The sequence below is a fragment of the Gemella haemolysans genome, from assembly GCF_901873445.1.
Classification (GTDB): domain Bacteria; phylum Bacillota; class Bacilli; order Staphylococcales; family Gemellaceae; genus Gemella; species Gemella haemolysans_C.
Genome location: NZ_CABFLN010000059.1, coordinates 49,225 through 74,496, shown reverse-complemented (window position 1 = coordinate 74,496; position 25,272 = coordinate 49,225). Strand labels below are relative to the sequence as shown.

At 31.1% G+C, this 25,272-nt stretch carries 21 protein-coding genes; 18 read left to right on the top strand and 3 right to left on the bottom strand.

The features are described 5' to 3' along the window. Window positions 1-12: 12 nt before the first annotated feature. Window positions 13-948, bottom strand: coding sequence for a 50S ribosomal protein L11 methyltransferase (prmA, locus tag JX287_RS07340; protein WP_204644249.1), 936 nt, complete (start codon window positions 946-948; stop codon window positions 13-15). A 626-nt stretch (window positions 949-1,574) separates the two neighbouring features. Between prmA and JX287_RS07335 the strand changes: the two genes are divergently transcribed. The 6 genes from JX287_RS07335 to JX287_RS07310 all read left to right on the top strand — a co-directional run bounded on the left by JX287_RS07335 (window position 1,575) and on the right by JX287_RS07310 (window position 6,911). Next, window positions 1,575-2,099: a cysteine hydrolase family protein gene (locus JX287_RS07335; protein WP_204644248.1), complete on the top strand. Its 525-nt coding sequence runs from the start codon at window positions 1,575-1,577 to the stop codon at window positions 2,097-2,099. Window positions 2,100-2,668: 569 nt separating this feature from the next. Further along, the gene (gene gatC, locus JX287_RS07330; RefSeq protein WP_204644247.1) at window positions 2,669-2,959 is read left to right on the top strand and encodes an Asp-tRNA(Asn)/Glu-tRNA(Gln) amidotransferase subunit GatC; all 291 of its coding nucleotides are present in this window, start codon (window positions 2,669-2,671) and stop codon (window positions 2,957-2,959) included. Between the two features lie 17 nt (window positions 2,960-2,976). Further along, complete coding sequence (gene gatA, locus JX287_RS07325) at window positions 2,977-4,434, top strand: Asp-tRNA(Asn)/Glu-tRNA(Gln) amidotransferase subunit GatA (protein ID WP_204644246.1); 1,458 nt, start codon at window positions 2,977-2,979, stop codon at window positions 4,432-4,434. A 13-nt stretch (window positions 4,435-4,447) separates the two neighbouring features. Beyond that, window positions 4,448-5,875: an Asp-tRNA(Asn)/Glu-tRNA(Gln) amidotransferase subunit GatB gene (gene gatB / locus JX287_RS07320; protein WP_048802959.1), complete on the top strand. Its 1,428-nt coding sequence runs from the start codon at window positions 4,448-4,450 to the stop codon at window positions 5,873-5,875. 366 nt (window positions 5,876-6,241) lie between these two features. Further along, a complete protein-coding gene (locus JX287_RS07315; RefSeq protein ID WP_204644245.1) occupies window positions 6,242-6,427 on the top strand; it encodes a type II toxin-antitoxin system HicA family toxin in 186 nt (61 codons plus the stop codon). Between the two features lie 28 nt (window positions 6,428-6,455). Beyond that, a complete protein-coding gene (locus tag JX287_RS07310; RefSeq protein ID WP_204644244.1) occupies window positions 6,456-6,911 on the top strand; it encodes a type II toxin-antitoxin system HicB family antitoxin in 456 nt (151 codons plus the stop codon). A 148-nt stretch (window positions 6,912-7,059) separates the two neighbouring features. Here the strand turns inward: JX287_RS07310 and JX287_RS07305 are convergent, their stop codons facing one another. Then, the gene (locus JX287_RS07305; protein ID WP_204644243.1) at window positions 7,060-8,049 is read right to left on the bottom strand and encodes an alpha/beta hydrolase fold domain-containing protein; all 990 of its coding nucleotides are present in this window, start codon (window positions 8,047-8,049) and stop codon (window positions 7,060-7,062) included. A gap of 373 nt (window positions 8,050-8,422) precedes the next feature. Beyond that, window positions 8,423-8,917 carry a type II toxin-antitoxin system RelB/DinJ family antitoxin gene (locus JX287_RS07300; RefSeq protein ID WP_204644242.1) on the bottom strand — a complete coding sequence of 165 codons (495 nt, stop codon included), beginning with the start codon at window positions 8,915-8,917 and terminating at the stop codon, window positions 8,423-8,425. Window positions 8,918-9,125: 208 nt separating this feature from the next. On the opposite strand from JX287_RS07300, the gene JX287_RS08995 reads away from it, so the two are divergent. The 12 genes from JX287_RS08995 (at window position 9,126) to JX287_RS07245 (ending at window position 25,261) form a co-directional block, all read left to right on the top strand. Beyond that, entirely contained in the window at window positions 9,126-9,425 is a 300-nt protein-coding gene (locus tag JX287_RS08995) for a hypothetical protein (RefSeq protein WP_239650367.1), read from the top strand. A gap of 26 nt (window positions 9,426-9,451) precedes the next feature. Further along, window positions 9,452-9,619 carry a hypothetical protein gene (locus JX287_RS08990; protein WP_239650366.1) on the top strand — a complete coding sequence of 56 codons (168 nt, stop codon included), beginning with the start codon at window positions 9,452-9,454 and terminating at the stop codon, window positions 9,617-9,619. Window positions 9,620-9,726: 107 nt separating this feature from the next. Beyond that, on the top strand, window positions 9,727-10,209 hold the full coding sequence (locus JX287_RS07290; protein ID WP_204644241.1) for a GNAT family N-acetyltransferase: 483 nt from the start codon (window positions 9,727-9,729) through the stop codon (window positions 10,207-10,209). A 155-nt stretch (window positions 10,210-10,364) separates the two neighbouring features. Then, window positions 10,365-14,099, top strand: a complete 3,735-nt coding sequence (locus JX287_RS07285; protein WP_204644240.1) for an ATP-binding protein — start codon at window positions 10,365-10,367, stop codon at window positions 14,097-14,099. Between the two features lie 282 nt (window positions 14,100-14,381). Beyond that, complete coding sequence (locus tag JX287_RS07280; protein WP_204644239.1) at window positions 14,382-14,987, top strand: site-specific DNA-methyltransferase; 606 nt, start codon at window positions 14,382-14,384, stop codon at window positions 14,985-14,987. Between the two features lie 397 nt (window positions 14,988-15,384). Further along, window positions 15,385-15,660 carry a hypothetical protein gene (locus JX287_RS07275; protein ID WP_204644238.1) on the top strand — a complete coding sequence of 92 codons (276 nt, stop codon included), beginning with the start codon at window positions 15,385-15,387 and terminating at the stop codon, window positions 15,658-15,660. A gap of 62 nt (window positions 15,661-15,722) precedes the next feature. Next, the gene (locus JX287_RS07270) at window positions 15,723-15,929 is read left to right on the top strand and encodes a type II toxin-antitoxin system Phd/YefM family antitoxin (protein WP_204644237.1); all 207 of its coding nucleotides are present in this window, start codon (window positions 15,723-15,725) and stop codon (window positions 15,927-15,929) included. A 19-nt stretch (window positions 15,930-15,948) separates the two neighbouring features. After that, entirely contained in the window at window positions 15,949-18,618 is a 2,670-nt protein-coding gene (locus tag JX287_RS07265) for an HsdM family class I SAM-dependent methyltransferase (protein ID WP_204644236.1), read from the top strand. Beyond that, window positions 18,612-19,856, top strand: a complete 1,245-nt coding sequence (locus JX287_RS07260; protein WP_204644235.1) for a restriction endonuclease subunit S — start codon at window positions 18,612-18,614, stop codon at window positions 19,854-19,856. The genes JX287_RS07265 and JX287_RS07260 overlap by 7 nt, the downstream gene beginning before the upstream one ends. A gap of 9 nt (window positions 19,857-19,865) precedes the next feature. Then, entirely contained in the window at window positions 19,866-22,982 is a 3,117-nt protein-coding gene (locus JX287_RS07255) for a type I restriction endonuclease subunit R (RefSeq protein WP_204644234.1), read from the top strand. Beyond that, a complete protein-coding gene (locus JX287_RS07250) occupies window positions 22,972-23,712 on the top strand; it encodes a M48 family metallopeptidase (protein WP_204644233.1) in 741 nt (246 codons plus the stop codon). The genes JX287_RS07255 and JX287_RS07250 overlap by 11 nt, the downstream gene beginning before the upstream one ends. Beyond that, window positions 23,696-25,261, top strand: coding sequence for an ImmA/IrrE family metallo-endopeptidase (locus JX287_RS07245; protein WP_204644232.1), 1,566 nt, complete (start codon window positions 23,696-23,698; stop codon window positions 25,259-25,261). The genes JX287_RS07250 and JX287_RS07245 overlap by 17 nt, the downstream gene beginning before the upstream one ends. Window positions 25,262-25,272: the final 11 nt, after the last annotated feature.

The following is a 25,272-nucleotide window of genomic DNA, read 5'->3' as shown; positions in this document are numbered from 1 at the left end:
AGTAGGTTTGTATTATTTAGTTACTACGAATGAATACCATCCGTTATCAGAAGTTTCCTCTACAAGCTTGAAACCACGTTCTAACATTTTTTCAAGAAGTTCATCTTTCTTCTCTTCGATAATACCAGAAGTGATGTAGTAACCACCATCTTCTAATAAGTTATACGCATCATCAATCATAAGCTCGATGATATGAGCAAGAATATTTGCTACAATGATGTTGTACTTTTTAGTCTCTTTTGTAAGAAGACTAGCTTGTTCAACTTCAATTCTTTTCTCAAGATTATTTAAAGCAAAGTTCTCATAAGAAACATCAACAGCAAGCTTATCTAAGTCAACTGCTTTAATATTTCCGTCAGTTAAATAGCTAGCAGCGATACTTAAAATACCACTACCACAACCAACGTCGATAACATTATCATTTCTTTGAACATATTTTTCAAGATTTTTAATACATAAAGAAGTAGTCTCGTGACCACCAGTACCAAAAGCCATACCTGGATCAATATTTATAATATATTTATCTTCAGTGTTTTCATATTCACGCCAAGTAGGTACAATAACGAATTTTTCACCGATGTTAAGAATATCGAAATAATCTTTCCAAGAATTTTCCCAGTCGCTATCTTGAATAATAATAGTTTCAATTTTGAAGAAATCTCCAATGTTGATATTTTTACCTAAAGCAAGAAGCTCAGCTTCGAAACGTTTGAATGTTTCTTCATCAAAATTAAGCTCGTTAATGTATCCTTTAACAACAACTCCAACTTCAGGATAATCAGCAGGACTAAGTTCAACAATAGTACCGAAATCATCGTGTAAGTTTTCCTCAAGAGTAGTAGGATCCTCAATAGCAACCCCAGTTGAACCATAATCTAAAAGAATAGACTCAACTATTTCACTAGCTTCATTAGTAGTATGAATTGTAATTTCAACCCAATTTTCCATTATATACCTCACAAATATTTTAAATTTTTTCATTATATTTTTGATCGAAAAGACCAAAATAAGTGACTGCCCCAAAAGTCCTAAAATTTAACAAAGTTCATATGATAACTCATAGACGCAGCAGTAGACACAATCCAATCAGTTTCGTCTTATGACTCACTTCTTGGTGTGTCTTTGCATACGTTATACGTAAGAATTTTAACGTGCCTTTGGCACTAAAAATTCTAACGTACAACGCAAGTGGTTTATTGATATCTAAATTCGCTTTATAAAAGTTTTTTAGATATCTAATAAACCACAACGAGAAGTGACTAGATAAAATCGATTTCTTCGAAATCACGATTTTTGAGTCACTCCTATTTAACATACCTACAACATATTATACTATTTTCAATATTTAAGCAAATAAAAAGGATGCGGTAGTCGTTTATATTTCGAGTGTAGAATACACGAAGAAATATTTATCTGGTAAAATATTTAAAATATGTCAAGAGCATTAGTGTGAGCAACCTTTTATTATTTGACACATATGTATTACAACCTAAAAATATATCGAGATAGGTTGGTTGACAGTTTATGTAAATGTTGCTACAATATAAAAAAAATAGAATTCAAAGGAGAAAAAAATGGTGGAAGCATTGATTGTTGTTGATATTCAAGAGGGATTAGTTAAACTTGGACCTGCTAATAAAGAGGAATATATTGTGAAAGTGAAAGAAACTATTTCAAGTTTTGAGGAAGCTGGTAAAGAGATTATTTATATCCGCCATACAGAATCTGAAGGATTCCTATCAGAAGGAGACCCAAGCTGGTCAATTTATCATGAATTAAGTCCACGTCCGCAAGATAAGATTTTCAATAAAAATTTCAACTCTATATTTCGAAAAACAGAAGTAAAAGCTTATTTAGATAGTAAAGGAATTAAGAGTTATACAGTGGTAGGAATGCAAGCAGAGTTTTGTATCGATACTTCATTAAAAGTTGGTTTTGAGTATGGTTATGAGCAAGTCTTAGTGAGAGATGCTGTAACAACATTTGATAATAATCATTTGAAAGCGCAACAAATTATTGACTTTTATCAAGAGCATATCTGGAACAATCGTTTTGCGCAAGTTTTAGATATTGAAGATGTGAAAAATCTTTTGAACTAAAGAAATGATATATAAGAATTATTTACTAGTAGAGATAAAGTAGGTTTAATTTTCAACAGATGAGTTATTTATAATAAGCTTTATTATAAAATTAGAGTAGTTCAACGCATAGCTAAGTTTGATTTAAAAATGAATCTACGGAGATAATAATTAATATTTTAAACACAGAATATATATTTATTTTGTAATGAGATATTTAAATAATAATAAATTCAGAATACTATAAATTTTATAAAATCCTTGACAATGACGGTTGTTTAGTATAATATAGACTAAGTAAACCGTAATATAAAATATTAGTAAAGAGACTTTTATTTCATGTTTTTTTTAGAAGAGAGTTTAATCCCCAGGCTGAAAGATTAAATAATAATGATTGAAATAAGCAACACTCTTTATAAAACCGAATATAAGTTGAAAGGTATCAGGAAACTGGTATGAATTCGGGTGGCACCACGAAATTAGTAATCGTCCCATGTAGTTAAATAACTATATGGGGCGTTTTTTTATTTCAAATTATAATAGGTTTGCTAATATTAGAAGTTAAAATTGATAAAAATATGGAGGCACTTATGACAACAATTACGAAAGAACAAGTAGACCACATCGCTCATCTTTCTAGATTAGAAATCCAAGAAAATGAAGTAGATGGGTATATCGAAAAATTAGAGAAAGTTGTAGATTTATTCAATACAATCAATAGCGCACCAACAGAAAATGTAAAACCAACTTATCACGTTCTAGACTTAGTTAATGTATTTAGAGAAGACGTAGCTCATGAAGGAATGGATAGAGAAGAAGTTCTTAAAAACTCTAAAGAAACTGAAGCAGGACAATTCAAAGTACCTACTATTATTGAATAAAATAAGGAGATAATTTAATGAGTTTATTACATGAATCAATTGAAAGTTTAGAACTTAAACTTAAAAATAAAGAAATTAAACCAAGTGATTTAGTAAAAGAATCACTAGACAGAATTAAAGCTACTGACGAAAAAGTAGGTTCATTCATTACAGTAACTGAAGAAGTAGCATTAAAACAAGCTGAAGCTTTAGACCGTGTTCAAGAAGAAGGACGCGCTGAAGGTAAATTATTTGGTATCCCAATGGGAATCAAAGATAACATTGTTACAAAAGACATTCAAACAACTTGTGCATCAAAAATCTTAGAAGGATTCAATCCAATTTACGATGCAACAGTAATGAACAAACTTAACAAAGAAAACCCAATTCTTTTAGGGAAATTAAACATGGACGAGTTCGCAATGGGTGGATCTACTGAAACATCTTACTACAAACTTACTCGTAACCCTCATGACTTAGATGCAGTACCAGGAGGATCAAGTGGTGGTTCAGCTACAGCAGTAGCAGCAGGACAAGTAAGCTTCACTCTAGGAAGTGATACTGGTGGTTCTGTACGTCAACCAGCTTCATACTGTGGTATCGTTGGATTAAAACCAACATACGGACGTGTATCTCGTTTTGGATTAGTAGCATTCGCTTCATCATTAGACCAAATCGGACCAATGACTCGTACAGTAAAAGATAACGCTCGTGTATTAGAAATCATCTCAGGATTAGATGCTAACGACATGACTAGTGCACCTGTAGAAGTACCAGAATTCAGCAAAATCATCACTGGAGACATTAAAGGTAAGAAAATCGCTCTTCCTAAAGAATACTTCGGTGCTGGAATTGACGAAGAAGTTAAACAAGCCGTACTTGATGGTGTTAAATACTTAGAAAGCCAAGGAGCTATTGTAGAAGAAGTAAGTCTTCCAAATACAGACTACGCTATCTCAACTTACTACATCATCGCTTCTGCTGAAGCAAGTTCAAACCTTTCTCGTTTCGATGGTATTCGTTACGGATTTAGAAGTCCAAACGCAACAAACCTTGAAGAAATCTACAAAAAAACACGTGGAGAAGGATTTGGAGCTGAGGTTAAACGCCGTATCATGTTAGGAACATACGTATTATCTTCAGGATACTATGATGCATACTACAAAAAAGCACAACAAGTTCGTACATTAATTAAACAAGACTTTGATAGAGTATTTGAAGAATACGATGTAATCATTGGACCAACTGCTCCAACAGTAGCATTCAACATTGGAGAAGAAGTAGGAGATCCAATTAAAATCTACGCTAACGATATCTTAACAATCCCAGTAAACATGGCTGGATTACCAGGTATTAGTATTCCATGTGGATTCAAAGGAAACCGTCCAATCGGTATGCAAATTATTGCAAAACCATTCGCAGAATCTACACTATACGATGTAGCGTACAACTTCGAACAACACTACAACTTACACGATAAAAAAATAGAATTATAATAGGAGAAACAAGATGCATTTTGAAACAGTAATTGGACTAGAAGTCCATGTAGAATTAAAAACAGATTCAAAAATATTCTCACCATCTCCAGCTCACTTTGGTGCAGAACCAAACACTAACACAAACGTTATCGACTTAGGATACCCAGGGGTACTTCCAGTAGTAAACAAAAGAGCGGTAGAATGGGGAATGAAAGCAGCAATGGCGCTTAACATGACAGTAGCTCGCGAGTCAAAATTCGATAGAAAAAACTACTTCTATCCAGATAACCCGAAAGCATACCAAATCTCACAATTTGACCAACCAATCGGAGAAAACGGATGGATCGATATCGAAGTAAACGGAGAAACAAAACGTATTGGTATTACACGTGCTCACCTTGAAGAAGATGCTGGTAAATTAACTCACAAAAATGGTTACTCACTAGTTGACCTTAACCGTCAAGGGACACCACTTATCGAAATTGTATCTGAGCCAGATATCAGAACTCCAGAAGAAGCATATGCTTACTTAGAAAAATTACGTTCAATCATTCAATACATCGAAGTATCAGACGTTAAGATGGAAGAAGGATCAATGCGTTGTGACGCGAACATCTCTATCCGTCCATACGGTCAAGATGAATTCGGTACAAAAACTGAGCTTAAAAACTTAAACTCATTCACTTTCGTTAAAAAAGGATTAGAGTACGAAGAAAAACGTCAAGAGCAAGTTATCCTTTCAGGTGGAGTAATCAACCAAGAAACACGTCGTTTCGATGAAACAACAGGAACAACTAAACTTATGCGTGTTAAAGAAGGTTCAGACGATTACCGTTACTTCCCAGAGCCAGATATCGTACCTATGATTATCTCTGATGAATGGATGGAAGAAGTAAGAAAAACTATTCCAGAACTTCCAGATGCTCGTCAAAGAAGATACCAAGAAGAACTTGGCTTACCTGCATACGATGCACACGTACTTACATTAACTAAAGAAATGTCAGATATGTTCGAACAAACTGTAGCTTTAGGAGCAGATCCAAAATTAGCTTCTAACTACTTAATGGTAGATGTAAATGCATACTTAAACAAAGTACAAAAAGAACTTAAAGAAACAGCATTAACTGCAGAAGGTTTAGCAGGAATGATTAAATTAATCACTGACGGAACAATCTCAAGTAAAATCGCTAAAAAAGTATTCGCAGAACTTATCGAACACGGTGGAGATGCTGCACAAATCGTTAAAGAAAAAGGTCTTGTACAAGTATCAGATAGTGGACAATTATTAGCTTGGGTTAACGAAGCGTTAGATAACAATCCAAAATCTATCGAAGACTACAAAAATGGTCGTGACCGTGCGATTGGTTTCCTAGTAGGTCAAATCATGAAAGCCTCAAAAGGACAAGCCAACCCACAAATGATCAACAAAATGTTATTAGAAGAAATCGCAAAACGATAATAACGAAAATAAAAAACGAACTCGAAGCAAGGAAAAATCTTTGTTTCGAGTTTTTGTTGTATTTGGTAAGCGACTTAAATATAAATAGAGCAGGAATTAGTTTGAAAAATATATTTTAATAGAAAAAAAGAGCGGATGTTGGGAAATAAAACTGGACATTTCCCAAATAAAGTGGGCATTGGGGAGTAAGACTGGACTTTTATGGTTGAAAAAGTGGATATTGGTGATAGGACTGGATTTAGGTAGTTAGAAGAGTAGATAATTGAGAATATTCAATAATGCAGAATATATTTTGAGAAATAAAAGTAATATTATTGACATACGTATAAATACGTAGTATAGTTAAAGTGTCAGGAGGTTAATATTATGCCGATGACACAAGAAGAGATGGTTAAACTGTTAAAAAAGTACGGTTTTACTTTATGTAAAGGCGGAAAGGGATCTCATATAAAAATGAACAAACCTGGACAGAAAAGACCAATCATTATCCCAAAAGGTGAATTGAATAAATTCACAGAGAAGGGAATATTAAAAGATGCTGGATTATTATAATCCAGCTCTCAATTAATGAGGTGATATAATGTTAGTAAGTTATCCAGCTATTTTTTATTTTAACAAAGAAAGTGAAGAAAAGGAGATTTATAATGTATATTTTCCAGATTTAAAAGGAAGTGGAACACAGGGAATAGGTATAGCAGAATCAATGAGTATGGCATCAGATTATTTAGGATTAGCCCTTAGTGATTATTTGGAAGATGGAGAAAGATTACCTAAGTCGAGTAATATAAATGAGTTGTCAATAGAAGATGATTTTCCTTTTAAAGATGATCCTGAGATGAAGGATTATTATGTTCTTAATAAATCCTTTGTATCAATGGTTGTTGTGGATTTGAGAGAATATTTAGATAGTAGCACGTTAATAAAAAAAACATTGTCTATTCCTAAATGGGCAAATGATGTTGCAGTAAAATATAATATTAATTTTTCACAATTATTAACGAATGCTATTGCAGAAGAAACTATTAAGTATAAGTAGCAAATATACGATTGTAATTCATGAAATTTTTTATAATATAAATCTAAACAATAGTTTGAAATGTAGAGAAAAATATTAAATAAAGATGTACCCAAAAATAGATTATTTAATCAAATATTGAGTACATCTTTTTTGTATTTAATTTTTACTATTTACTCTTCACAAACTCAACTATTTTAGAAATAGCTTTTGTTGCTTCTGGTATTGGGAAGGCAGGGTATACGTGGTTTAAGTTTTTACCGATTTCGAATACAGTTTTAACATTTGCTTCACGAAGTTTTTCAGCTAATAATGCTATGTCAGGATATAATAATTCACGTGTTCCTGAGAATAACAATACCTCTGGTAGATTTTTCATCTCACCATATAAAGGAGAAACCTTCCAATCAGATAAGTCTGCATCACCAGCCCAAGATTTGGCATCAGCTAGTAATGTATCCACATGTAGTAAAGGATCTTTTTTGACATATTTTTGAATATCAGGATTCGACATAGTTAAATCAACCCATGGACTTAGTAAAATAAGACCTTTAGGTAGTTTAATATTATTTTGAACAAAATCTTGAACTAATCCTAGAGCTAAGCCACCTCCAGCACTATCTCCCATAATATAGACATCTTTATCTGGATTCTCAGCAACGTAGTCTGTATATAATTTTGTTAGAAGTCCATAGCTATCTTTATAAGTGTACAATGGAGCTAGTCCGTAATCAGGAATAATAACCTCAGCATCAGCTCCTTGAGCAATTTTATCAGCCATCTCCCATTGAATATCCACAAATTCATGAACGTATGAACCACCATGAATATAGAATATAGTAGAATTAGAATTATTAAAACTGTTTAAATGCCACACCTGTCTATCTGAAACGATTCTAGTATAGAATTTAGATTTAGTATCGAATTGATATACATTTACAGTTTCTTCAATCTTATCTTCTTTTTGTTTTTCTAGTCTTTTAGTTTCATCGATATCTCTTAGTTTCTTATATTTATTACCAAGGTATAACTCGATTAAACCAGCTTTAGCACTACGGTTATAACGTAATTTTTGATACCCAGCATAGCTACCGATTAGGGCAGGTAATGTTACAGCAATTGAAGCTAGTGAAACAACTTTTTTATTGAATTTTCCCATTTTAATCTCCTCTTATTTACATAAATGTAAGTGTTTTATTTATTTACAATTATAGTTTATCAGAAAATAAAGTTAATGTAAAAATATAAATCTGAAAAAATGGAATAAAGAATAAATAAATAGAGTTGGAACTCTACTTCCAATTCAGAGGAAAAAAGACAAAAGTTGGCAGTAAACTTCCAATTTAAGGTAAAAAGTATAAAAGTTGGAAGTGAACTTCCAATTTGAGGTGAAAAATATAAAAGTTGAAAGTCTACTGCCAATACAATTTTACGTTTTGCAAAATTACATAGCTAAATAAAATAAGAAGTGATTTTAAATCTATACTCATTGATTTTAAAATCACTCCTAAAAGTTCATCATTTAGTTTTTATTATCTAATTAAATAGTAGTTTGTGATATATGCATTCACGACATCATGTAGTTGTTCTTCTGATAGTCGTCTTAATGCTGGGAAGGCAATTGTAGATAATTCTACTAGGTTATCAATATTTTTTTCCGTGAATTCTTCTTGATCAATCTCTTCAGTATTATTAGAAAATAGAATGAATAATTTACTAGCCTCATCATCTGTAAGACCTCTATTTTCACATGCTAGATAAAATGAAGGTTCTTCGTTGAATCTATCTTTTATGTATTCATTAATCTCATATACAGCTGATTTAATAGTGAAGTGACTAGAGATAAAATCAGGACTTTCAACATATTTTGTTTGTTTCACTTCAAAAGGTATTCCACCTTCATTAATAGCTCTTGTAAGGAACATGCTAATGGCAGTTTCTAAATTTAATCCAAGGCTGTAGAACAAATCCTCGGCTTCATTTTTTAATTCATTATCAATAGTTAAAACAATTTTCGATTCACTCATTTCTAACTCTCCTTAGTTAATACATTAATTTTATCGTAGAATTATAGATTTTTCAAGAGGTGTTTAAACGAAAAATATATAGTGTAGAAAGGAACTAACAGTAGGGATAAAAAGAATAAATATAGTAATAAGTGATAAAATAATTTACACTAAATATGTTATAATATTATGTAAGAATAAATGAAATAATAGTATTGAAAGGATCTTTATGAAATTAGAATTATTACAAAAGGCGATAGAAGAAGAGAAAAACGTATTTTCAGAAGTTAATAACGCAGCATATAGTTTAGAACCAGTATCAGAAGAAAGACTGGTGGAAGTCGCAAAAGATATAAACGAAAAGTTAGGGTATGAACTGTACGATAAATTAGATAAGGAAAGTTTAATAGCAGACTTTTCAACTACATCAAAAGAACTATATAAACATACTTTAGAAAAGTCGAAATTCTTAAATGAGAGACTAGAAAAAGCAATAGTAGAGCATAGTGATGACATACTACTAGTATAGTAAAAGCACACGAAAACTTCGATTCAATGGAAACATATGAACTATATACACTGGCATTCGAAGTAAATGAAAAACTAGGATATAGATTGTTTAGAGATATTTATTCATATAGCTTAAAACGTGACTTCGAAAGAGTAGCAAAAGCAGTAGAAACATACAAAAAAGAAGGTAAGATAACTAAGTTTATTAAGTAGGGAGTTTGATAGGTGTGCTTAGAAACAGGATATTAAAATTACGAAATTATTTTATAATCATAAAAATTAACTTCATATAAAAATAAAAAATCAATGGGGAATAGATTATGCTTAAATTAAAAAAGATCAATAGAAACAATATAGGGGAGATTCTGAAATTAGAGGTTTTTGATAATCAGAAAAATTTTGTAGCTGCAAATAGTAGTAGTATCATAGAAGCGTATATAGCAATTACTGAGAATAATAATGTGTTCACATTTGGTATTTATAAAGATGATACACCTGTTGGTTTTCTAATGATAGGTTATGATGTGAATTCAGATGATGAAGGTGCTCCTAAGATTGCTAAAGGGAATTATAATATATGGCGCCTTATGATAGATAAAAAATTCCAAGGGAAGGGATTTGGTAAAAAAGCAATGGATTTAGCTTTAGAATTTGTTAATACTTTTCCATGTGGTACAGCAAAGTATTGTTGGTTATCTTATGAAAGTGATAATGATGTAGCTCGACAACTTTATAAGTCAGTTGGTTTTGTGGAAACTGATGAAAAAGACGGAGAAGAGATAGTAGCTATTATGAAGTTATAGAAGAGATAATTTTTTAAATAATATATAATAAAAAGGTTCAGTAGAAATACTGATCTTTTTCAACACGTAAACATTTCCTGAAAAATTATAGTAGTTTATTGATATAATAATATTAAGAATAGTTAAAATAAATATATACCTTTAAAGGAGGAAAAATGACAGAATTAACAGATGTAAAAAGTAGAATAATCCAATTACCTCCAGCGATGTTTGAAGAATTTTGTAGTACCCTACTTTATAAAGAAGGTCACAAAAATATTTATGAATTAGGTATAAAAGCTGGTACGGGTAAAACTAAAACAGGTAATCCAGATACATATTCTAGAAATAATAATGGTAAATATACTTTTGTAGTATTTACGACACAACAAAACAAGATTTATGATAAGTTACTTGAAGATATTAGTAAATGTTTTGATTTAGTAGATAAAGAGTTACCGATAGAGAAAATTGAAACAATTATTTGTTGTCATACTTCATCGAATTTAAAAGTCATAGAAGATAATAAATTACATGAGTTTTGTAATAAGAAAGGTGTAAACTTAAAAATTTATGGAATTGATAAGATAGCTAATCTTGTATATAATGATCATCCTGAGTTGATGAGGTCATTAGACCTTAATATTAATACTAATCAAATCCTTCCTATTTATGATTTTGTAAAGTTAAATGACAATAATCTGATGACTGCACCTTTAAATACTGTATTTTATTTTAGAGAAGAAGAATTACAAAATATTGTCAATTCGCTCGAGAGCAGTTCTGTAGTAATTATTGGAGGAAAATCAGGTGTTGGGAAAACAAGATTAGCCTTAGAAGTAGCAAGATTGTATGAGAAAACAGGAAATTATAAGATTTTTTGTGTAAAAAGTAATAAATTAGAAATTTATAATGATTTGGTATCGACAATAAAAAAAGGTGAGAATTATCTATTTGTAGTAGATGATGCTAATGAACTAGATCAGTTTAATCTTATATTAGAATATGTAAATAAACTTAGTGATAATTATCATGTTAAAATTATTGCGACTGTAAGGGACTATATAAAACAAGAGGTTATTAATCTAGTTAGAGAATATACAAATCCTATAACTATTGATATTGCTAAATTTACAGATGATGAAATAAAGGAACTTATAGAAAATAATTTTGGAATCAGAAATAATTTATATGTAGAACAGATTATAAGAATTTCTGAAGGAATTCCGAGATTTGCGTATATGGCTGGAAAACTAGCTGTAGAGAAACAAAACTTATCTTCTATTTCAGATGCTTCACAACTGTATGAGAACTATTATAAAAAATATATGAGTAAACTTTTAGAAACTGATAGAGTTGTTCTTATTACTGCAGGAATTTTAGCTTTTAATAAATCAATAAAATTACAAGATTTAGAATTCTTTAAAGAGTTTCTAATTAGGTTGGGAATATCAATTTCTGATTTTAAAAATGCTATTGATAAATTAAACAGAATAGAGTTTATAGATGTAAAAAAAGAAAAAGTTGCAATTTTTGATGATCAATGTTTGTCAAATTATATGTTATATTATATTTTTTTAGATATAGAGATAATCAAATTATCAGACATAATAGAAGTTTTTTATATCTATTCTCGTAGTAGAACAATAGAAGCATTAAATACAATTTTGAATATATTTAGATCGGAAAAAACGTTAGAATATATAAAAAAAGAAATATTAAGCGTTTGGAATAAATTTGAAAAAGAAGATTCTCAGTATTATGAATCTTTTGTAAGAGATTTTCATATTTATAAACCTATAATAGGGTTTAAAATCGCAGATGAGAAAATAAAAAGCATTGAAGAAAAAGAGTTTAATATTACTGAAATTGATTTCGATAGAAAGGGATTTTATAACGGTAATTCTCCTCTTGAATATTTAACAGGATATCAAAATAGCACTGAATTATTGAAGGTTTATCAATTATTAATGAAATATGCTGGTAAAACAAGTTCAACTTTGATAGAATCTTATAACTGGTTAGAATCGTATTATGGTTTACAGCCTAAAAGTACTGATAATACTCAGAAAATAATATGCGAATATTTACTGGAGGATATAAATAAAGGTAATAGTAACGCTATAGCTATAGGATATATGTGGACGAAGTATATATTATCCTATTCGTTTGAAAGTGTTATTCCGGGTAAAAATAATACTTTTACAATTCGAAGTTGGAACATTGATTATGATTCATATATTAGTGAGCATCGTAAAGTTAGTTGGTATATTTTAAATTCATTAATTTCTAAATTAGAGTGGAGAGATAAGGTACTTTCTTTTTTAGGGGAATTTGCTGATAAAATATATTATAATAATAGTTCAAGTAAAATTGATATTAAAATTCTAGAAGAAGACTTAGTACACATTGAAAATATTTTATCACTATCTAAGAGTAATAGAATTGGTTATTTAAAAATATTAAGTAAAATTTTAAATAGTGTTAAAAAAATAGGTATGAGCCTTAAGGGAGAACTCGAAGAGTATCTTATTGGTAAAGAATGGGAAATTTATTCGTTATTTAGAAATGATAGAAGTTTTTTTGAATGTAGTATTAAAGAATATAAATACTACAAACAAAAACAAATTACAAGATATTTTTGTAGTAATAAGAACATAGACGAAAAAGAGTTAATTTCTTTAGTAGATAATATGCTAGGAGATCCTTTATTAAGTGAAGATTACTATTATATAAATGAAGCTTTAACATATTTAATCAGTGATTTAGATGTCTATGATGGTAAAAAGTTGTTTAATGAATTAATTAACTCAAGTGGAAATATAAATATACACCCTAATGTGATATTAGAAAAAATATTAAATAATCATAACTATAAAGAAATATTGACGTATTTAAAAAATACAGATGCTAATTTAAAAAATAAATGGATATATTTCTATTTTGATATATTATCTGTTGATTGTATTGATGTGAGTATGTATGAAGAATTAGTAAATTTTGTGAAATTTGATATAAAAAATAATAAAATAAATTACATCAGAAATTTAAATTTTTTAGAGAAATTTTTAAATATTAAACCTAATATTTATATAGAGATTTCCAAAATAATACTAGCAAATTTTTCGGAAAATAAAAATTCATCTTGTTCTTATTTAAGAACTTTATTTAATGAATCCTTGTATACACCTGAAAAACTAGTGCTATTATATAACGATGAGGTAGAAGTTTTATACAATATTTATTTCAAATTGCTAGAACAAGGTATTACTTTTGATTATACAGGAGAATTTTTTATTGAATTTTTAAAAAATAATGAAGAATTTTTAAAGAAATATATCGATATTTTAATTATAAGAAAATCATGGAATACTGGTAATGAAGATGGACGAATTGAAAGACTTTGGAAATCAGAAAATTTCATTGAGTATTTTGATTTGATATTTGATAATATGTTGGAAAGTAATATTAGATACTACGATAAGGCAAGTTTAGCTTCAGAGTTACTTTCAAATACTAATGATGATGAAATAGTTGAAATGAATCAATATTTATGGCTAGAACATATTATCAAAGAGAATGCAACTAAAGAAAAAATAGTGTATATCTTTAATGTTATTTGTGAATTGAATGAAGAACTAAGAAAATTTTCAATTAAAGTTTTCCTAAATAATAATTGCAATTTTGAAACATTTAAGAAACTATCTCTTTTTCCTAGTAGAGTGGCAGCTTTTGGTAGTTTAGTCAATTTATATAGAAAACGAATAGATTATATTCAAAGTTTATATCCTTTAATGGAAGGTATTGAGTTTCTCGAACATGAGGAATATTTAACTAATATTGAAAGTAATTTAGAAAGAGAAATTGATAGAACAGAAACTGATGATTTATATGAGGGGATTGTAAAGTGATTTATATCCAAAATTTAGATGGCTGGATTATTATCCTATAAAATACCTCACAATTTAAATACAACTATTAAAAAGTTCGGTAGAAATACCGAACTTTTTCTAATAATCAATTGTACAAAATAATGGACAGTTAATAATATAATATTAACTTAATAAAAAACGCTACAAAATACCTTTTATAATTAATATATGAGCACTTTCGAATATGATAAAACTATGATAAAATAGTATTAATTATAAAAAAAGAAAATATTAAATAATAACAGTATGGAAGGATATAGAATGAAAAAAGAATTAGAGAATTTATTATCTCAATATGAAGAATTTCTTGTTGAAGATGTTTTAAATAAAAATAATCTTTCGGAACTAGCTAGAAAATATGATGCAAAGTTACTTAATTTCCTAATCAAAGAAGAAAAAATAAAAGATCATTTTTTTGTTGAAGTTGAAGAAGGTGTTTTAGTTTTTAAGAAAGATGTATTTTTACAATTTTTAAATAATAAAGAGTTTTTACCTGATAGTTTTACTGCATATAAAACTAAAATAGGTTTAGGGAGTAGAAATGGAAGTTTATTAAGTGAAAGTCGAGATATAGTTTTAAATTTTCCATACAAGGACTGTATTTTAGAAGGTGGACAGACAAAAGAAGATACTAAAAGAGATGAAGTATTCTTTAATGAAACCTTAGCCCCAACAGAAATAACAAGACTATTAGATGATAAGGTGTTTACTAACTTTAAACGTTATGATAAAGATGGAGAGCATGAAGTAAAAGAAATAAAAGAAGATGATAATTTCATCATTAAAGGAAATAACTTAGTTGTTTTACATAGCTTAAAAAAGAGGTATGCAGGAAAAGTTAAATGTATATATATTGAAATCATCTAACGGATTTTAATACAATTTCTGTAATAACTTAGTTTAAAAATAACATTTATAAATAGTAAATACTAAAATACCATTGCACAAAAACGTTGTTAAATATAGTATATCAGACAGTTTTCTTATCCGAATTATATTTCTCCAAATCTCCAAACTTACTAAAAATAAATACTGATTTAGCTATCCGAATAATATAAGAACTTAGTAAAAAAATAGCTAAGTCTTTTTTATTTTTATTCCATTAGGCAAAGTGTAGGGTGTTTAAATTTATAATTCAATTTCTCTTGACTTTGTAGAGATAAATATTCAAAAACAAATAAGTGTCATGTATTGTTTTTATATGAAATAGAAATATGCAAAATAATAATGACAGCATTAATTGGGAAGAGTAAAGGATAAGAAAATGGTGCCTAGAGTTATGAAGCTAGTAACTACATCAAAAGAAAGACTGAAACTTGCGACTGAAGAAATAGAAGCATTTAACTACGGCGATTATGTAGTAGAGAAGGAACTAGTAGAACTGGTGTTGAAGAAAATAATATATCATTTTGATGCTACGGTAGATATGGAATTAATTGATGGAACGAACATAGTTATGAAAATGAGAGAAGGGAAAGGTGCAGGTAGAGGAATTTTGGATAGGAGAGGGTGTTATATGAAGAAACCACTACAAAAGTAATGATAATTTAAGTCATAAAAAGCAGTTTTGTGGTATAATAATTATAATGGGAGGAGAGTATAATGACGGATAGAGATAATAAAATCACAATGGATTTTTATAACATGTCCGACTTTTTAAAGGGGCAGTCGTCAAAAATTATTACAAAATTATCGGATAAAGATGAGGCTGCGTTTATATTAAAGAATGGAAAACCAAAAGCTGTACTCATATCAAAAGAACGATATGACCGTTTAGTACAAGCTGGAATAGATATTTTAGATTTTTAGTAAGGAGATTAAGAGAGGCATGGCCGTGAAAAAATCAGAACTGTATTCAATTTTATGGGAAGCATGTAATAAATTAAGGGGTGGGGTAGAACCGTCTCGTTATAAAGATTATGTACTTGTACTACTATTCTTCAAGTATGTTTCAGATAGATATAAGGGTAAACGTTTTGCAGAATTTGAAGTTAATGAAGGGGCATCGTTTGATGACCTTATTAAAGCTGCAGGAAAATCGGATGTTGGTGAACGTGTGGATGTTATCATCCAAAAGTTTCTTGAGGATAACAAGCTCAAAGGGTTATTACCTGATGTTAGTTTTAATAATCCAGATGAACTTGGAAAAGGAAAAGAGTTAGTTGATAAAGTATCAGGTCTTATTCGTGTGTTCCAAAATCCCGCTATTGACTTCAAGAGCAATATGGCAAGTGGTGATGACATTATTGGGGATGCATACGAATACTTCATGATGAAATTTGCACAGGAATCTGGTAAAAGTAAAGGGCAATTCTATACACCTAGTGAGGTATCAAGGGTTGTTGCTCGCTTGATTGGTATTGGAAATATCGATATTACTGCACAAAGACCTTATACCTTACATGATCCAGCAGCAGGTTCAGGTTCACTTCTAATCCGTGCTGCTGACGAAGCTCCAACAAGAGAAGATGGCAGCTCACTAGTAGATATTTACGGACAAGAAAAATATTCCGATACTGCAGGTTTAGCAAAAATGAACTTCATTCTCCACAACAAGGCTACTGGAGAAATAAAAGCTGCCAATACATTAGCGGATCCTCAATATGTGAGTGAATTTGGAGAATTAACCAAATTTGACTTTATCGTTATGAACCCACCTTTTTCAGATAAGGATTGGACGGATGGTATTAACATTAAAGCAGATAAATTTAAACGTTTTGTTGGGTATAATACAACGCCACCAGAAAAAAATGGAGACTATGCATGGTTTTTACATGTTCTAAAAGCACTGAAAACTAATGGTAAAGCTGGAATCATTTTGCCTCATGGAATTTTATTCAGAGGAAATGCTGAAGAAACTATCAGAAAAGAAATTCTTAAAAAGAAATGGATTAAAGGAATTATCAGCTTACCTTCTAACTTGTTCTATGGAACTGGAATTCCCGCTTGTATCATTATTGTTGATAAAGAAGATGCTGATGAACGTAAGGGTGTATTCTTCATTGATGCTAGTGAAGGATATAAAAAAGATGGAGACAAAAATCGACTTAGAGAACAAGATATTGAAAAAATCGTACAAACATTTGAACATCAAACAGAAATCAAGAGTTACTCACGTTTAGTGTCATACGAAGAAATTGCCAAGAACAATAATGGCAACTTGAACGTTCCTAGGTATATTCAAAAAATTGATGAGAGGCTTCCACAAAATATTGCTTCACATTTGAATGGTGGTATACCAAAATTTGATATTGATTCACTTGAAAAATTATGGACAGTGGCTCCAACACTCAAGGAAGAACTGTTCAAGGAAAAAGGGGACAATTCAGCTGTATTCGATATTCGAGTTAATCCGGACTTGGTAGAAGAAACGATTATGAATGATGCAAATATTAAAGAAAAGGTTAGACATGAATCTGAGGAATTGTTTGTAAACTTCAAAAACTATGCCAAAGAAAAATTACTAACTATTGATGGAAACACAAATCCAAAATCTATGATTAGAGAGTTAGGTTTTGGAATACTTGATAGCTTCAGTGATACTAAAATAATTAATTCATACTCTGCTTACGATATTCTCTTAAACTACTGGAATGAAAAGCTACAAGACGATGTGTATGTTATAAAATCCCTAGGCTATGAAAAAGCAGGTCGTGAATTGGAGTATGAGTATTCAACGAAAAAGAAAAATGGAAAAGAGGTTCAAGAGCTTAAATCATTTGAAGGTTCTCTTATTCCAAAGGAACTCATTGAAAAAGAATATTTTAGTAGAGAATTAGAAGAATTATCACGTCTCAATAGTGATGCTGACGGAATTCCATCTCATTTAAAAACTATGATTGAAGAGCAATCTGAAGAGGATAGCTTATTCAGCGAGGTATTGAATGACAAGGGCGACTCTATCTCTAAGCAGACCTTAAAGGATAGAATAAAATTACTTGAGAGTAAGAAAGTGTCAGAGGATGTAACGTTACTTGAGAAACTATTAAATATCTTTGAAGAAGATAAAAATAAAGCAGAGTTATTCGCACAAAGTCATAAACAATTAGCAACCTATGAACTTCGTAATAAAAATGGAAAACTTGGGAAACAAAAAGTTGCTTCCTCAATAAAAGTCGCTAAGGAAAAGGCAACGATTCCACATGAGTACCGAGATGAATACAAACTGCTATGTGAGTATCAAGGTGAGTTAGGGAAACTGGAAGCTGTTCAGAAAGTTATCAAAGAAAAAAGAGCAGAATTAGACAACATGCTAACTAATAAATATGAACAGCTTACGATTGAAGAAATTAAGTACCTCTTGTTTGATAAAAAATGGATGGTATATATCGAGGAATCTATTAAGACACAGCTTGATATCGTAGTGTCAACATGGGCGTCTCAAGTGCATACGATTGCTAGTCGTTATAATAAGACTTTGAGAGAGATTGAAAAAGAAACGAAGCAATCGGAGGATGCTGTTAAGAAGGCTTTAGAAAGGATGGGTTATGTATGGTAGAGTATCCGAGTGATTGGGAAAAAGGTTCCTTGAAACAAATCGTAGGTATTATAACAGATGGTGATTGGATTGAAAAAGAGCATATAAAAAGTAATGGCGATTATCGTATTATACAGACAGGTAACATTGGTATAGGAAAATACATTGAAAATTCTAATCATAAAAAATTTATGAATCAACAGAGTTATGAAATCTTGAAAGGGAATCAAATATATTCAGGAGATATCCTAATTTCACGATTAGCAGAACCTGCAGGAAGGAGTATTATACTGCCTGCAGTTGACAAAAAAATGGTTACTTCAGTTGATGTGGCTATTATTAGACCAGATATAAAAAAATTCGATAGTTATTTTATAATGTCCCTATTAAATAGTAGTCAAATATTAAATAAAATTAAAGAAGAAGTTGCTGGAACTACTCATCAAAGAATAAGTAGAAAAAATCTTGAAAATATGGAATTAACCATTCCTGACTTACCAGAGCAAAAAAATATCGGGGCAGCAATGCGTTCTTTTGATACCCATATCGACAACCTTAGTGAGCTCATTGAAAAGAAAAAGATGATTCGTGACGGTGCGATAGAAGAGTTGATGAGTGGAAAGAGAAGACTTGAGGGATTTGATGGGGAGTGGAAAAATTACACTCTAGAGGAATTATGTGAGCCTAAAGGTATGGTTAGAGGTCCCTTTGGAGGAACGTTAAAAAAAGAATATTTTGTAACTAAAGGTTATAAGGTATATGAACAAAAAAATGCAATTTACAAATCAGTCAAGTTGGGTGAATACTATATTGATGAAGAAAAATATAGGGAGCTTGTTAGGTTTTCAGTTAACAAAGATGATTTTATAGTCAGCTGTTCTGGAACTATAGGTGAAATATATAGAATTCCTACTGATTATGAAGAAGGTGTTATTAACCAAGCTCTTCTAAAGTTGACTATTAACAAAGATGTCTGTGATTTGAGTTATTTTAATCATTATTTTAATTGGGAAAGCTTCCAATCCAGAATCATTGATGATACTCAGGGGGGGGCAATGAAAAATTTAGTTGGTATGGATATTTTTAGAAAAACATCAATCTCCGTTCCTTCTAATCGTACTGAACAACAGGCGATAGCAGAAATTCTCACATCTATGGATGAAGAGATTGAGCATCTTGAACAGGAAAAAGAAAAATATATCGACTTAAAGTCTGGTGCAATGGATGTTTTGTTAACTGGAAAGATTCGACTTATATAGGAGGATATTATGGGAAATGTTAATGTTGACTTAGAAAGAGGACAGTTACAACAACGTGTTAAGTCGTGGATGATTCACGACCTTGGATATCAGTTTCTTGGAAATCTTGAAGACCAAGAAAATAAAGGAGTTAAAGAAGAGCTCTTACGTGCCAATCTAAAAAAGAGAGGTTATCAAAAAGAACAAATTGATTTAGCTGTTAAAGAGTTGATGGATTTATACTCCAATCAATCTGAGAATCTTTATACCATCAATAAAAAAATCTATTCTCTAATTCGATATGGTCGTCAAGGAGCGAAGGATGAGCAAAAAAATCGTAAAACAGTCCACTATATCGACTGGAAGAATATTGAAGCAAACGACTTTCAATTAGCGGAAGAAGTTAGGACTCTAAAGTTTGATGGTCAATCGCATCATAGACCGGACTTAGTTATCTATGTGAATGGAATTGCTTTGGTTGTATTTGAGTTGAAACGCTCATCGACTAGTATCAGTCAAGGCATTCGTCAAAGTCTATCAAGTCAAAAACGTGAAAATATTCAAGAATTCTATCATCCTGTTCAGCTTATATTTGCGGGAAATGAATCAGAAGGAATGAAGTATGGAACGACAGGGACTCCAGAAAAGTATTATCTTACTTGGAAAGAAGATGAAAAAGCTACGGATGCAGTTTCTTTAGAAGTTAAGAAGATGCAAACGCAAACTAGCAATCGATTAAAAAATGGTATTGTATCGCTCTGCCATAAGAAACGCTTTTTGTCGTTTATTCATGATTTTGTGATTTTTGATGCTGGAATTAAGAAGGTAGCTCGTCATAATCAATTTTTTGCTAACATGGCAGCAAGAACTCGTATTAAAGCTAATGAAGGGGGTATTATTTGGAATACACAAGGTTCAGGTAAATCGCTGATTATGGTATGGCTAACAAAATGGATTATTGAAAATATAGACGAGAGCCGTGTTGTTATCATCACTGACAGAGATGAGTTAGATGATCAAATTGAGAGTTTGTTCTTTGATGTTGACGAAAAAGTGAGAAGAGCCAAAAGCTCTGCTGATTTAAGAGATATTCTTGATAAGAACGAAGATTCCATCATCTGTTCTTTGATCCATAAGTATGGTCATAATGGTGGAGGTCAATCCGATGTCGATGGTTATGTCAAAGAACTGAAAGCAAACCTACCTGCAAACTTTAAAGCGAAAGGAAATATTATTGCTTTTATCGATGAATGCCATCGTACTAATTCTGGAAAACTTCATGAAGCAGTCAAAACAATTATGCCAGATGCTTTATTGATTGGTTTTACTGGAACACCATTATTGAAGAAAGATAAGCAGACAAGTGTTGAAACCTTTGGGTCGTATATTCACACTTACAAATTTAATGAAGGTGTCGAAGATGGTGTTGTTCTTGACCTGCGATATGAAGCGAAAGATGTAGATCAAAATCTTAGAAATAAGGATCGAGTGGATAATTGGTTTGACATTAAAACAAAAGATTTAACAGAGAGAGCAAAAATAAAATTAAAACAAAGTTGGACGTCTATCAATAAACTCTATAGTTCCAAGCAACGACTCGAGAAAATTGCAGGAGATATCATTTACGATATGAGTACCAAACCAAGATTAAAAGATGGTAGAGGAACCGCGATGCTCGTTGCTGGAAGTATCTTTGAAGCTTGTAAATATTGGGAAATTTTTACGAACAATGGTTTTACTCAATGTGCTGTAGTGACTTCTTATGAGCCAACAGATGCTAGCGTGAGAACAGCTACTAGTGACCCAAATCAAGAAAGCGAAGATGAGTACAAAAAAAGTATTTACGAAAGAATGCTAAATGGTAAGAGTGTATCTGAGTTTGAAGCTGAAGTTAAAGAAAAATTCAAAAAAGAGCCAGGCCAAATGAAACTACTGATTGTGGTTGATAAATTGTTGACAGGATTTGATGCTCCAAGTGCCACTTATATTTACATTGATAAGTCTATGAGAGATCATGACCTATTCCAAGCTATTTGCCGAGTGAATAGACCAGATGGAGAAGGAAAGGATTATGGGTACATTGTGGATTATATGGATTTGTTCCGTAATGTTCAGAGTGCTATGTTCGATTATACGAGTGAAGCATTTGACAATTATGACAAGGAAGATATTGAAGGTTTATTGAAGTCAAGATTTGATGAAGCTAAAGCAGAAATGGTGGGTGCCATTGCTGCATTAGGGGATTTATTTGATAACATTGATGGAAACGAAGATACGGATTATATTGATTACTTCTGTGGCGATGATAGCGAATCGGATGATAAGGGGTGTTTAAGAGATACTTTATATTCATTGACTGCATCTTTAACTCGTTCTTTTGCTGATTGTAGTGGGAAGTTAGAAAGTGATTATGGATATTCAGAAGAAGAAGTTTCGGAGATTCGTAATCAGATTCTAGGGTATAATAATGTTAAAGACTTAATTCGTCTTGCAAGCTGTGATTATATCGATTTGAAGGCGTACGAACCAGATATGCGGTTCATTCTCGACACTTATATTCGAGCAGAAGATTCTAAAACCATCAACAACCTCGATGACATGAGTCTTGTTGAATTGCTGATTGACAGTACGACAACTACACCAGTTGATTTAGTGAATAACATACCCGGAAGCGATGAGGCTAAGGCTGAAATCATTACAAATAATGTTAAGCATGAGATTGTTAAAAAAGCTGCTTTTAATCCAAAATTTTATGGAAAACTCTCTGAAATGCTAGAGGAGATTATTGAACAACGTAGAATTGAAGCCATTAGTTATGAAGAATACTTAAAACGAGTGGTCGAATTAGCTAAATTAGTGTTACATCCAGAGAATAGTGGCGGATACCCTGACTTGGTCAAAGATAGTGAAGCGAAACGAGCGTTGTTTGATTATTTCGATGGAGATACTGCAAAGGCAGTGAATATGCACAATGCTATTAAGGTATCACTTAAGACTAATTGGAAAGAAAATCAGCAAAAGAAAAACTCTTTAAAACTTGCTATTTTTAATAATTTATCGCTATATAGTAGTGATGAAGATGAGAATTCTCGTAAAGTGGAAGAAATCTTCGAAATTGTAGAAAGGCAAGAAGAGTATGACATGTAAAGCTGAAGTGATTGGCGGAGTAAAGGTTCAATTTATTAAAAAGGAAAATCTTAAAAATGTTTATTTAAGAGTAAATCCACCTGAAGGGGACGTGACAGTTAGTGCACCCACCAATTATCCTGATGATGAATTAAGGCTGTTTATCTTAAAAAAATTACCAGAGATTCACTTAATCAGAGCGAAAATGCAATCACAAGAAAGGCAATCAAAACGAGAATATATCTCTGGAGAGAGCCACTATCTCTGGGGAAAGCCTTATCGATTGGATGTAGAAGCTACTGGAACTTCATATGAAATTATGAAACTGCCAAACAGAATATTATTTAAAGTTCCAGAAGGTGCTACTAGAGAAAATAAGGAAAAGCATTTCAATGAATGGTATCGGACAGAATTGAAACGAGTTCTAGATAGTATGATACATAGAATTGAAACGAAAATGGATTTATACGCTGATGAGTATAAAATCAAAAATATGAAAACTAAGTGGGGGACTTGTAACATTGAAAAACGAAGGATTTGGATAAATCTTCAGTTATCTAAAAAGCCGATGGAGTGTTTAGAGTATGTGTTAGTTCATGAAATGGTACATTTATTGGAACGAAATCACACTCATAGATTTTTTGCACTTGTTGAAGAGTATTATCCATCATGGAAAGAAGCAAAAAAAAGGTTAGAAGGAATGCCATTAGATTATATGGAAAAAGGGGAGAATCGTGGAGATAAAGAGTAAAGTTAGTAACAGTGATATTTTCGATATTAATAAAAAAACAGGAGCATTCATCCTTGGAAAGAATCGATTAGATGATTATGCTATGACCTTTTTAAATAAATATTGCAGTGAAGCCCTACAGAAACCTATGTCACTTCCTGTCGATGATATTATCAAAAAAATGGAGTTGACAGTGGTAGAAGAACAATTATCCTCTAACCTAGATGTTTTTGGCTGTTGTTTGCTATTAGATAGTGATATTCAAGTCTATGATGCTAAGACGAATGAGTACAAGGATAAATTCTTTAAAGCTGGAACAATAGTTATAGATCCAATATCAGCAGTAATGTATGGTGAAGGATCAAAACGAAATACCTTAGTTCATGAAATGATTCATTGGGATAAGGATAAAGCTTATTTCCAAATTTTGAACGTAAGAAATAAGCGAACTGCTGTGAAGCTGTATCCTATAATGTGTAGACAATCTGAAAAGTACTATCAACCATCAGAAGGAAGCAAAACTAAGGAAAATGAGATAAGATGGCTTGAATGGCAAGCACATCGATTAACACCAAGAATTCTAATGCCTTATAAGACGTTTAAAGATAAGGCATTAGAATTATTGGGTAGGGGCTCTATGTCATGTAATGACTTAGTTCTTGAAATTAGTGAATTTTTTGAAGTTTCTAGGGAATCATCGAAGTATCGTTTGTTCGAAGTAGGATTAGAACAAAACTTAAAAACTTTTGACGACTTTGAAAGAGTATTTGAGGATCAGCTTTCTAAAAATGAATTTGTTAAGTTAACTCCTGTTGAAGCCTATGATTTAATGGAGAAAAGTCCAGATTTATCAGCATGGATTGCTAATGGAAAATTCGTTTTTGTAGATGGCTACTTTGTTATTGCTAATAAGAAATATGTAGAGTTACGAAATGGAATCCCGTCTTTAACTCCATACGCAAAAAGAAATAAGAAAAAATGTGTTATTAATATTAGGGTTAAAAATGTCAGAAATAATGTCCTAAAAAAAGGCCCTAAATCTGCTTTGATGAAGTATGATGGGATTGATGAGAGATTTTATTTATTTAAGCCTGAAGACCAAACTAGTCTAGTGAAAGAACCTTCAGTAGATAAATTGTATGAAATATTTGTTGACAAATTAGACGATAAGAAAGCAAGAGAGTATGAGCTTGAAAAGATGTTAGCTAATCCCGACAAGACTTTATGTGAATGTTTATGGTATTCTTTTAAAGAAAAAGGATGGAGGTTACCAGAACAATTCAATGAGGAGACTGAGTTACATAAAAACTATCATACAAAAATAAAAAATAATAGTTACAATAATATGGGGAAAAGTCTTATCTGGGCTATCTGTGTAGGACTAAAATACCCAGTAAGAATTATACAAAAAGTTTTTATGAAAACTGGATACAATTTACAAGAAACTGTTGATCCAGACAGAACATACATCAATATAATAGAATTGATGCCTGGTATTAATTTAAGAGACTTTAACTCAATTTTAAGAAAAAAGAATATGAAAGAGCTAGGAAGTGAGATAAGAAATTAAAAAATTTTGTA